The organism is Burkholderia sp. COPS (genome assembly GCF_019425585.1).
Classification (GTDB): Bacteria; Pseudomonadota; Gammaproteobacteria; order Burkholderiales; family Burkholderiaceae; genus Burkholderia; species Burkholderia cepacia.
In genome coordinates this window covers 1-10,479 of the sequence record NZ_WIXR01000051.1, presented here as the reverse complement: position 1 = coordinate 10,479, position 10,479 = coordinate 1, and the positions used below count along the sequence as shown (strand labels likewise).

Annotated in this window: 9 protein-coding genes; 5 read left to right on the top strand and 4 right to left on the bottom strand. The window is 68.2% G+C overall.

Going from position 1 to position 10,479, the window contains the following annotated elements; all coding sequences use genetic code 11:
• Positions 1-116 precede the first annotated feature (116 nt).
• Positions 117-836, bottom strand: a complete 720-nt coding sequence (murU, locus tag FOZ70_RS32015; protein ID WP_219707546.1) for an N-acetylmuramate alpha-1-phosphate uridylyltransferase MurU — start codon at positions 834-836, stop codon at positions 117-119.
• A gap of 31 nt (positions 837-867) precedes the next feature.
• A complete protein-coding gene (locus FOZ70_RS32010; RefSeq protein WP_219707545.1) occupies positions 868-1,917 on the bottom strand; it encodes a phosphotransferase in 1,050 nt (349 codons plus the stop codon).
• A gap of 223 nt (positions 1,918-2,140) precedes the next feature.
• Between FOZ70_RS32010 and FOZ70_RS32005 the strand changes: the two genes are divergently transcribed.
• Genes FOZ70_RS32005 through rsmA form a run of 4 tightly spaced genes read left to right on the top strand, consistent with a single transcriptional unit; the run spans position 2,141 to position 7,792 of the window.
• Positions 2,141-4,501 (top strand): LPS-assembly protein LptD, encoded by a 2,361-nt coding sequence (locus FOZ70_RS32005; RefSeq protein WP_219707544.1) that lies wholly within the window; start codon positions 2,141-2,143, stop codon positions 4,499-4,501.
• A gap of 51 nt (positions 4,502-4,552) precedes the next feature.
• Positions 4,553-5,911, top strand: a complete 1,359-nt coding sequence (locus tag FOZ70_RS32000; protein WP_027789167.1) for a peptidylprolyl isomerase — start codon at positions 4,553-4,555, stop codon at positions 5,909-5,911.
• An 11-nt stretch (positions 5,912-5,922) separates the two neighbouring features.
• Complete coding sequence (gene pdxA, locus FOZ70_RS31995; RefSeq protein ID WP_059858090.1) at positions 5,923-6,912, top strand: 4-hydroxythreonine-4-phosphate dehydrogenase PdxA; 990 nt, start codon at positions 5,923-5,925, stop codon at positions 6,910-6,912.
• Positions 6,913-6,961: 49 nt separating this feature from the next.
• A complete protein-coding gene (rsmA, locus tag FOZ70_RS31990) occupies positions 6,962-7,792 on the top strand; it encodes a 16S rRNA (adenine(1518)-N(6)/adenine(1519)-N(6))-dimethyltransferase RsmA (RefSeq protein WP_027789169.1) in 831 nt (276 codons plus the stop codon).
• Between the two features lie 123 nt (positions 7,793-7,915).
• Here rsmA and FOZ70_RS31985 read toward each other — a convergent pair whose 3' ends face one another.
• Entirely contained in the window at positions 7,916-8,848 is a 933-nt protein-coding gene (locus FOZ70_RS31985; RefSeq protein ID WP_042976163.1) for a DMT family transporter, read from the bottom strand.
• A gap of 361 nt (positions 8,849-9,209) precedes the next feature.
• On the opposite strand from FOZ70_RS31985, the gene gloA reads away from it, so the two are divergent.
• On the top strand, positions 9,210-9,599 hold the full coding sequence (gloA, locus tag FOZ70_RS31980; protein ID WP_021161200.1) for a lactoylglutathione lyase: 390 nt from the start codon (positions 9,210-9,212) through the stop codon (positions 9,597-9,599).
• Positions 9,600-9,704: 105 nt separating this feature from the next.
• Here gloA and FOZ70_RS31975 read toward each other — a convergent pair.
• Positions 9,705-10,479, bottom strand: a 775-nt coding sequence (locus FOZ70_RS31975) for a SprT family zinc-dependent metalloprotease (RefSeq protein WP_219707543.1), incomplete at its 5' end; no start/stop codon positions are given.

Sequence of the window (10,479 nt, the reverse complement as noted above, 5' to 3'; positions counted from 1 at the left end):
GCCGAACCGCCGAACCGCCGCTCAGCCGCTCAGCCGCTCAGCCGCTCAGCCGCTCAGCCGCTCAGCCGCTCAGCCGCTCAGCCACCCAGCCGCTCAGCCACCCAGCCGCGAAACGATCAGCCCGCGGCGCGCAGCCGCGCGTCGAGCTCGCCGAGCTGCGCGGGCGTGCCGACGTTCTCCCAAAACCCTTCGTACAGTTCGCCGCTCGCGCGGCCGGCTTCGATCGCCGCGCGATAGTACGGCGTCAGCGCGCGCCGCGTGCCGGGCGCGAGATCGCGGAACATCCGTGTGTCGTACAGGCCGATGTTGCCGAACGTGAAGCGCGCGGCGCCGTCGAGCGCCAGGCGGCCGTCGTCGCCGAGCGCGAAGTCGCCGGCCGGGTGGAACGGCGGGTTCGGCACCATCACGAGGTGCATCGCCGGCGCGTCGAGCGCGGCCATCCGGGCGGCGCGCGGCGCGAGCGTCCGGTAGTCGAAGGCGCAGTACACGTCGCCGCTGACCGCCGCGAACACGGCCGGTTGTCCGTCGCGCTCGAGCAGCGGCAACGCCTGCGCGATGCCGCCCGCGGTTTCCAGTGCCTCGCCTTCGGCCGAGTACGCGAGCCGCACGCCCCAGCGCGACCCGTCGCCGAGCGCGGCCTCGATCTGTTCGCCGAGCCACGCGTGGTTGATCACGATCGTCTCGATACCCGCGCGTGCGAGCGCTTCGATCTGCCACACGATCAGCAGCTTGCCGCCCGCTTCGAGGAGCGGCTTCGGGCGGGTGTCGGTGAGCGGGCGCATCCGTTCGCCGCGCCCGGCGGCGAAGATCATCGCCGTCGTCAGGGTGGTGCTCATGTTCGGCCGGGTGTCAGGAGAGTCGGAACGATCAGAACGTATAGCCCACGTCGGCCGGCGCGTTGCCCTCGAGCTCGTCGAGCAGCTTCGCGAACGGTACGAGCGGGCGGTAGCGCAGCGCGACCTTGCGCGCATACGCGATGAAGCGCGGCAGGTCGTTCAGGTAATGGGGCTTGCCGTCGCGGTAATTGATGCGCGCGAACAGGCCGAGCACCTTGATATGGCGCTGCAGCCCCATCCATTCGAGCTGGCGGTAGAACTCGCCGAAATCGGGATCGACCGGCAGCCCGGCCTTTTTCGCCTTTTCCCAGTAGTACGCGAAGCAGTCGAGCTCGAACTCCTCGTCCCAGCTGATGAAGGCGTCGCGCAGCAGCGACACGACGTCGTACGTCAGCGGCCCGTAGACGGCGTCCTGGAAGTCGAGGATGCCCGGGTTCGGCTCGCACACCATCAGGTTGCGCGGCATGAAGTCGCGCAGCATGAAACCCTGCGGCTGCGCGTGGGCGCTCGCGACCAGTAGCGCGAAGGTGCGGTCGAGCGTGCCACGCATCGCGTCGGTGACGGGCTTGCCGAGGTGGCGGCCGACGAACCATTCGGGCATCAGCTCCATCTCGCGGCGCAGGAATGCCTCGTCGAACGGCGGCAGCACGTCGGGTTTCGACGTGAGCTGGAAGCGGATCAGCGCGTCGAGTGCTTCGCGCATCAGCGGTTTCGCGGCGGCCGGGTCCGCCGGATCGAGCACCGATATGTACGGCTTGCGGCCGAGATCGGTCACGAGCATGAAACCCGCGTCGAAATCGTGGGCCAGCACGTCCGGCACGTGGTCGCCGGCCGTGGCGAGCAACTGCGCGACCTGGACGAACTCGCGGCACTTCTCGGGCGGCGGCGCGTCGACGGCGATCAGCGTGCCGCCGGGGCTCGTGGCCGACGCAATCCGGAAATAGCGGCGGAAACTGGCGTCCGACGATGCGGGCGCGAGGGTCGACAGGTCGAGCGCGTAGCGCTCGGAGAGCGGGTGCAGCCACGCGGTGAGCGCTTCGAGGCGGGCGTCGGGCTGGGATGCGGCGGATGGGGGCGTCATGAAACTCGGAGGAGGGGGGAACGTCTTGCCATATAATACCCCACGACTTTTTTGACGCACCCCGCGTCAGCTTTCCGCCGTGCAGGCCCGCCGCCTGTCGCGCCGCCACCCGATCGCCCCCCCGGTTTGCGCTCAGCCGCAGTCGCGGTGCGACGGCGCGGCCCGCCGTGCGCGAATGTGCCGCGACGGCGCGGTTGACAAGGGGCGATTCGCCAAACGATAGATGCCGCCCAAACCGCTATTCCCGAATGTTTTCCCCGGTGACGGGGTGCCGCGCAAACGGCGGCTCGCGCTCGCGCTCCTGGCCGTGCCCGGCCTCGTGCCGGCCGTGTCGTACGCGCAGCTGTCGGGCGCGGCCGCGCAGCCGCAGCCGCTCGACTCGCCGTGGGATCTGCGTCTCGCGCCCCAGCTCGAGGATCGCCCGCTGAAGGAGGGCGCGAAGCCGGCCGCCTTCGTGATCGCCGACCACACGAGCGGCACGGCCGAGCAGGATCTCGCCGCGAAGGGTTCGGCCGAGCTGCGGCGCGGTGACGCCGTCGTGAAGGCCGACGCGATCCACTACGATCAGGATACCGACATGGCCGATGCGTACGGCCAGGTCAGGGTGATCAATTCCGGCACGTCGTTCGCGGGCCCCGAGGCGCACCTGAAGATCGAGGCGAACCAGGGCTTCATGACGGCGCCGAAGTATCACTTCAACGTGACGGGCGGCTCGGGCAGCGCGGAGCGTGTCGACATGGTCGACAACGAGCGCTCGGTGTTCGTCAACGGTACCTATACCGCGTGCCAGTGCTCGACGAACCCCGCGTGGTACATCAAGGGCAGCCGCTTCGACTTCGATACGGGCGCCGACGAAGGCACCGCGCGCAACGGCGTGCTGTTCTTCCAGGGCGTGCCGATCTTCGCGAGCCCGTGGATGACGTTCCCGCTGTCGGGCGAGCGGCGCAGCGGCCTGCTGCCGCCGACGTTCTCGGTGAACTCGAGCAACGGCTTCGAGCTGACGCTGCCGTACTACTTCAACATCGCGCCGAACCGCGACCTGACGCTCACGCCGCGCATCATCTCGCGGCGCGGCGTGATGACCGAGGCGACGTTCCGCTACCTGTCGCCGTCGTATTCGGGCACGTTCACGGCCAATTACCTGCCGAGTGACCGGCTCGAGCACCGCAACCGCTACGCGATCTACTGGCAGCACCAGCAGAACTTCGGCGGCGGTTTCGGCGGCTACGTCTACTACAACAAGGTCTCGGACAATCTGTATCCCGAGCAACTGGGTTCGTCGAACCAGTTCATCAACGGGACGCAGACGCTGTACCAGCAGGAAGCGGGCCTCACGTACAACAACGGCCCGTGGTCGGTGCTCGCGCGCTACCAGCACTGGCAGACGCTGCCGCCGTCGATCGCGCCGTACAGCCGCGAGCCGCAGTTGAACGTGAAGTACACGAAGTACAACGTCGGCGGCTTCGACTTCGGCGCGGAAGCCGACTATTCGCGGTTCCGCATCACGACGGCCGACGCGACCGAAGGCGACCGGGTCGTCTTCAACCCGTACATCGCGTACGGCGTGTACGGCCCCGGCTACTTCGTCGTGCCGAAGGTCCAGTACCACCTCGCGTCGTACGACCTGAACTACCTGTCGTCGAAAACGCCGAACAGCCCGAAGCGCTTCACCGAGTCGATCCCGACCGTGAGCTTCGATTCGGGCCTGATCTTCGACCGCTCGGTGCGCCTGTTCGGCCAGGATTTCATCCAGACCCTCGAGCCGCGCCTGTACTACGTGTACACGCCGTATCGCGACCAGTCGAACGCGCCGCTGTTCGACACCGCGGAATCGGATTTCGGCCTCGCGGAGATCTACCAGCCGAACACGTTCGTCGGCAACGACCGGATCGCCGATGCGAACCGCATCACGGCCGGCCTGACGTCGCGCTTCATCGATCCGCGCACCGGCGACGAGCGTGCGCGTTTCGTGATCGCGCAGCAGTACTACTTCGCCGATCAGCGCGTCACGCTGAATGCCGGGCAGAGTGCGGTGCTGGCGCGCCACTCGGACCTGATCGTCGGGGCCGCGCTGAAGCTCGGCTCGGGTTTCATGTCCGAGACGGCGTTCCAGTACAACCAGAACAACAACCAGCTCGTGAAGTCGAGCGTCGGTTTCGGCTACAGCCCGGGCGAGCGCCGCGTGATCAACGTCGGCTACCGCTATACGCGTACGAACACCACGCTCGACAACCAGCCGATCAACCAGTTCCTGATCTCCGCGCAATGGCCGCTCACGCGCCGCCTGTATGCGATCGGCCGCTTCAACTACGATCTCGCCGGCGATCGCGTGGTCGATGGTCTGGTCGGCTTACAATACGACGCGGATTGCTGGGCGCTCGGGGTCGGGGTGCAGCGGGCGGCGAACGGCATCAATTCGTCCGGGCAGCAGAATTCGTCGACGCGCTTCATGATGCAGCTCACGCTCAAGGGCCTGTCGACCATCGACAACGGCCTCGTGTCCGCGTTCCGCGCCGGGGTGCCGGGCTACACGCCGCTGCCGCCGCCGCCGCCGCCGATGTCCCGCTTCAGCAACTACGAGTAACGCCGGCTTGTCTGCACCGGTCAGCACGATTTCAATGGAGTTCCAGTGGCAATGAAGAAAACCCTTCGTTTCGCGGCAGTCGTGTCCAGCCTCGCTGCGGCCGCCGCGCTGCTCGCCTCTGCGCCGGCCGCGGCGCAGGCGCTCGGTTCGCAAGGTGCGCAGCTCGCCGACGAAGTCGTCGCGGTCGTCAACAACGACGTGATCACCGGCCGCGAACTCGACCAGCGTGCCGGCCTGATCGCGCGCCGGCTGCAGCAGCAGAACGCCCCCGTGCCGCCGACCGACCAGTTGCGCGCGCAGGTGCTGAACCAGATGGTGCTCGAGCGTATCCAGGTGCAGAAAGCCAAGGACGACGGGATCCGCATCGACGACGCGACGGTACAGTCCACGCTGCAGCGCCTCGCGCAGGCGAACGGCATGACGCTCGACCAGTACCGCGCGCGTCTCGAGGCGCAAGGCGTGCCCTGGAGCATCTTCACGAGCGATGCGCGCACCGAACTGATGCTGTCGAAGCTGCGCGAGCGCGAGGTCGACGGCAAGATCACCGTGTCGGACGCCGAGGTCGCGAACTACATCGCGAGCCAGCGCGGGCCGAACGCGTCGCAGCAGCAGGACCTGCGTTTCCAGCACATCTTCATCAAGGCACCGACCAACGCGCCGCAGGCCGACATCGAAGCCGCGCAGAAGAAGGCTGACGCGTTGCTGCAGCAGGCGAAGTCGGGTGCCGATTTCGAAAAGCTCGCGAAGAACAATTCGGAAGCGAACGACGCGAAGAAGGGCGGTGACCTCGGCTTCAAGTCGCCGAGCGCGCTGCCGGCCGACGTCGTCGACGCCGCATCGAAGCTGCGCCCGGGCCAGGTCAACCCGACGCTGATCCGCGTGCCGGACGGCTTCGAGATCGTGCGTCTCGTCGATCGTCGCCAGAGCCAGGGCGCGTCGGCCGCGGCGCCGAAGATCGTCCAGACGCACGTGCGCCACATCCTGTTGCGCGTGGGCGAAGGCAAGTCCGAAGGCCAGGCGCGCCAGCAACTGGCCGACATCCGCAACCAGGTCGAGGCCGGCGGCGATTTCGCGAAGTTCGCGCGCACGTATTCGCAGGACGGTTCGGCGTCGCAGGGCGGCGATCTCGGCTGGATCAGCCCGGGCGAGACCGTGCCGGAATTCGAGCGCGCGATGAACAACCTGCAGGACGGCCAGATCAGCCAGCCGATCCGTACCGAGTACGGCTATCACCTGATCCAGGTGCTGGGCCGCCGCGAAGCGGAAGGTTCGGTGCAGCAGCAGATGGATATCGCGCGTCAGGCGATCGGCCAGCGCAAGGCCGAGCAGGCGTATGCCGACTGGCTGCGCGAGCTGCGCGATTCGTCGTACGTGCAGTACAAGATCGGCGGCGTCGGCCCGGCGAACTGAGCGAGCTTCCGATGACCACGCCCGCGCTGCAGATCGCGATCACGACCGGCGAACCCGCGGGGGTCGGCCCGGAACTGACCGTGCAGGCGCTGCGTGATGCCGCGCAGCGCTGGCCCGACGCGCATTTCACCGTGCTCGGCGATGCGGCGCTGCTCGACGCGCGCGCGGCGGCCGTCGGTGCCGACCGGGCCACGCTGGCCGGCAGCGGGCCGGTGTCGGTCGCGCATCACGCGCTCGCCGTGCCCGCGCAGGCGGGCAGGCTGGACGCGGCGAACGGCCCTTACGTGCTCGCGCTGCTCGACGCGGCGATCGACGGCGCGCTGGCGGGCCGGTACGACGCGATCGTCACCGCGCCGTTGCAGAAGAGCACGATCAACGATGCGGGCGTGCCGTTCACCGGCCATACCGAATACCTGGCGGAGCGCACGCATACGCCGCGTGTCGTGATGATGCTGGCCGGTACCGGCCACCGGCCGCTGCGCGTGGCGCTCGCGACCACGCACCTGCCGCTGAAGGACGTGTCGGCCGCACTGACGGTCGACGGGCTCGTCGAGACGCTCGCGATCATCGATCGCGACCTGCGGCGCGACTTCGGTCTGGCCGCGCCGCGCATTCTCGTGACGGGCCTGAACCCGCACGCGGGCGAGAACGGTTATCTCGGCCGCGAGGAGATCGACGTGATCTCGCCGGCACTGGCCCGCGCGAACGCGCAGGGCATCGACGCGCGCGGCCCGTATCCGGCCGACACGCTGTTCCAGCCGCGCCACCTCGCCGATGCCGATTGCGTGCTCGCGATGTTCCATGACCAGGGCCTGCCCGTGCTGAAGTACGCGACGTTCGGCGAGGGCATCAACGTGACGCTCGGGCTGCCGATCATCCGTACGTCGGTCGATCACGGCACGGCACTCGATCTGGCCGGCACGGGCCGCGCGGATCCGGGCAGCATGATCGCCGCGCTCGACACGGCCGTCACGATGGCGCGCCATCGCCGCACCGCCTGACGCGGCCCGGCATTACCTCATTCGTCGTATTTTTCGTTTTACTCAGTCGATGTCGAACAGCAGACAGCACCAAGGCCATTTCGCGCGCAAGCGCTTCGGGCAGAACTTCCTCGTCGATCACGGCGTGATCGACTCGATCGTCGCGACGATCGGCCCCGCGCGCGGCCAGCGCATGGTCGAGATCGGCCCCGGGCTCGGCGCGCTGACCGAGCCGCTGATCGCGCGCCTCGCGACGCCCGAGTCGCCGCTGCATGCGGTCGAGCTCGACCGCGACCTGATCGGGCGCCTGCAGCAACGCTTCGGCGCGCTGCTCGAACTGCATGCAGGCGATGCGCTCGCGTTCGACTTCCGCTCGCTCGCGGCACCTGGCGACAAGCCGTCGTTGCGGATCGTCGGCAACCTGCCGTACAACATTTCCAGCCCGCTGCTGTTTCATCTGATGACGTTCGCCGACGCGGTCATCGACCAGCACTTCATGCTGCAGAACGAAGTCGTCGAACGGATGGTCGCGGAGCCGGGCACGAAGGCGTTTTCGCGTCTGTCGGTGATGCTGCAGTACCGCTATGTGATGGAAAAGATGCTCGACGTGCCGCCGGAATCGTTCCAGCCGCCGCCGAAGGTCGATTCGGCGATCGTCCGGATGATTCCGTACGAGCCGCACGAACTGCCGGATGTCGATCCCGGGCTGCTCGGCGAAATCGTCACCGCGGCGTTCTCGCAGCGCCGCAAGATGCTGCGCAATACGCTCGGCGACTATCGCGAGACGATCGATTTCGATGCGCTCGGCTTCGATCTCGCGCGCCGTGCGGAGGATGTGAGCGTGGCCGAATACGTCGGCGTGGCGCAGGCGCTGGCGAAGGTGCGCAAGGCCGCTGAGTAACGGCAGCGCGTGCGTCATGCGCGCGTCGCACGCCGGCTCGAGGTTCACGAGGCTGCCCAGGCGGGCAGCCTTTTTCATGTCCCCGCGTCGTTTTCGTCGATGCAGGGCGGCCACCGGGTGTCGTTACGCGCGTCGGCGCGGCGGCGCGTTGACGAGCGCGATGCCCGTCAGCACGAGCGCGGCCGCCGACATGAAGCGCCAGCCGACCGATTCGCCGAGCAGCAGCACGCCGAACGCGACGCCGAACAGCGGCGACAGGAACGTGAAGACGGACAGACGTGACGCGCTGTAGCGCGTCAGCAGCCAGAACCACGACAGGTAGCTGACGAACGCGACGATCACCGACTGGTACGCGAGGCTCGCGACCGCGATCGGCGTGACGTGCGCGAACGACACCTGGCCGAACAGGGCGGCCAGCGCGACCAGCACGACCGCCGATACCGCGAGCTGGTAGAACAGCGTCTTGCTCGCGCTCGCCCGTGCGAGCGCCGTCGAGCGCACGACGACGGTCGTCGCGGCCCACATCGCGCCGCCGAGGATGCCGAGCGCGTCGCCGGCGAGCCCGGCCAGCACGGAGGCGCCTGGCGCGCGCGGTTTCAGGAAGCCGTCCGCGAACGCGAGCGCGATGCCGGCGAATGCCAGGCCGACGCCGGCCCACTGCGTGCGCTGCAGCCGTTCGCCGGGTGCGAACAGGTGCAGGCCGAGCGCGGTGAAGCACGGCGCCGTGTACAGGAAGATCGCCATGTGCGACGCACTCGTCAGCGTCAGCCCGAAGAACACGCAGATGAATTCGCCGGCGAACAGTGCGCCGGCCGCGAGGCCTGCGCCGAACGTGCCGTCCGCCTGAAACAGCGGCGTACCGCGCGAGCGGGCCCAGCCCCACAGCAGCGCCGCTGCGATCACCGAGCGCAGCCCGGCCTGGAACATCGGCGCGATCGCGGCGTTCGTGCTCTTGATCGCGACCTGCTGGAAGCCCCAGATCGCGCACAGCAGCAGCATCAGGCCGACGGCGCGCATGTCGAGCGCGCGGCGCACGGGGGCAGCGAGTGCACTCATCGGCGAACCTCGCCGGTTCGGTGCGGCGGCTGCGGGATCGGGAGGCGGGCGCATCCGGCGCGCTCGAATCGGCGGTGTCGCACGGCAGTGTGGTGGTAGGGGGAGTGGGTGGTCGCGTTCGGGCGGTGGATCGCATGCCCGCTTTTGGTGCGAGGTGGAAGGATGTTACCCGATCCGCACGGTGGCCGGGCGAGCAGGGTCGCGTTGTGTTCCGCCGTTGCCCTTGCGCCGGCAGGCGTTACCCGCCGGGCGCCCCAGCCAGGCGCCGCGGCTGGGCGCCCCCGGCCAGGCGCCTCCGACGAAGTTCACCCGACTCTGGTAGAGTTCCCGGTTCTGGAAAGTCCCCACAGGAGTACAACACATGCGATTTCTGCATACGATGCTGCGAGTCGGCGATCTCGACCGCTCGATCAAGTTCTACACCGAATTGCTCGGCATGAAGGTGCTGCGCCGCGACGACTATCCGGAAGGCAAGTTCACGCTCGCATTCGTCGGCTACGAGGACGAAAGCACGGGCACGGTGATCGAGCTGACCCATAACTGGGATACGCCGGCCTACGATCTCGGCAACGGCTTCGGCCATCTCGCGCTGGAAGTCGACGACGCGTACGCAGCCTGCGACAGGATCAAGGCGCAAGGCGGCAAGGTCACGCGCGAAGCGGGCCCGATGAAGCACGGCACGACCGTGATCGCGTTCGTCGAGGATCCGGACGGCTACAAGATCGAATTCATTCAGAAAAAGGCGCACTGAGCGCCGGATGAACCGGGCCGTGGCGTGCGATGCGCGCGGCGGCAAAAAAGGGCGATGCGGAGTGACCCGCATCGCCCTTTTTCGTGGGCGGCGAAGCCGTGCGCGTCAAAGCGACGGCAGCAGCTCGGGCGGGTGATGCTTGAGCGTGTGGCGCGCTTCGCGGAACTCGGGGAAGATCGACTCGACGGTCTGCCAGAAGGCCGGGCTGTGATTCATTTCGCGCAGGTGCGACAGCTCGTGCGCGACGACGTAGTCGATGATCGACATCGGGAAATGGATCAGCCGCCAGTTCAGGCGGATCTTGCCGTCGCTCGAGCAACTGCCCCAGCGCGTCGCGGCCGACGACAGCGCATACATCGAATACGTGACGCCGAGCTTCTCCGCGTACACCGCGAGGCGTTCACCGAAGATCCGCCGGGCTTCGCCCTGCAGCCAGCCCTGCACGCGATCCTTGATCTGCTGCATGTCGGCCTGCACGGGCAGCGGCAGCGAGAGCCGCAACGCATCGGCGTCGAATGCGACGGCGCCCGCGCCGAGCGCGATCGTCACCGTCTTGCCGAGATAGGGCAGCTGCGCGCCGTCGCGCCAGTCGATCTGCGGCAGCGCGCGCTGCTCGGTGCGCGTCTTCCACTCGGCGAGCTTCGCGAAGATCCAGCGTTGTTTCTCGGCGATCGCGGCTTCGATGTCGGCGAGCGTGACCCAGCGCGGCGCGGTGATCGACAGCCCGCTGCCGTCGATCGTGAAGCCGATCGTACGGCGCGCCGAGCGTTTCAGGCGGTATTCGAGCACGCGGCTGTCGAGTGCGAACGTCCGCACGCGCGAGCGGTCGGGCGCGGGGCCCGGATCGAGGGGCGCAGCGGGGGCCGCTTCGGTCGGCGCG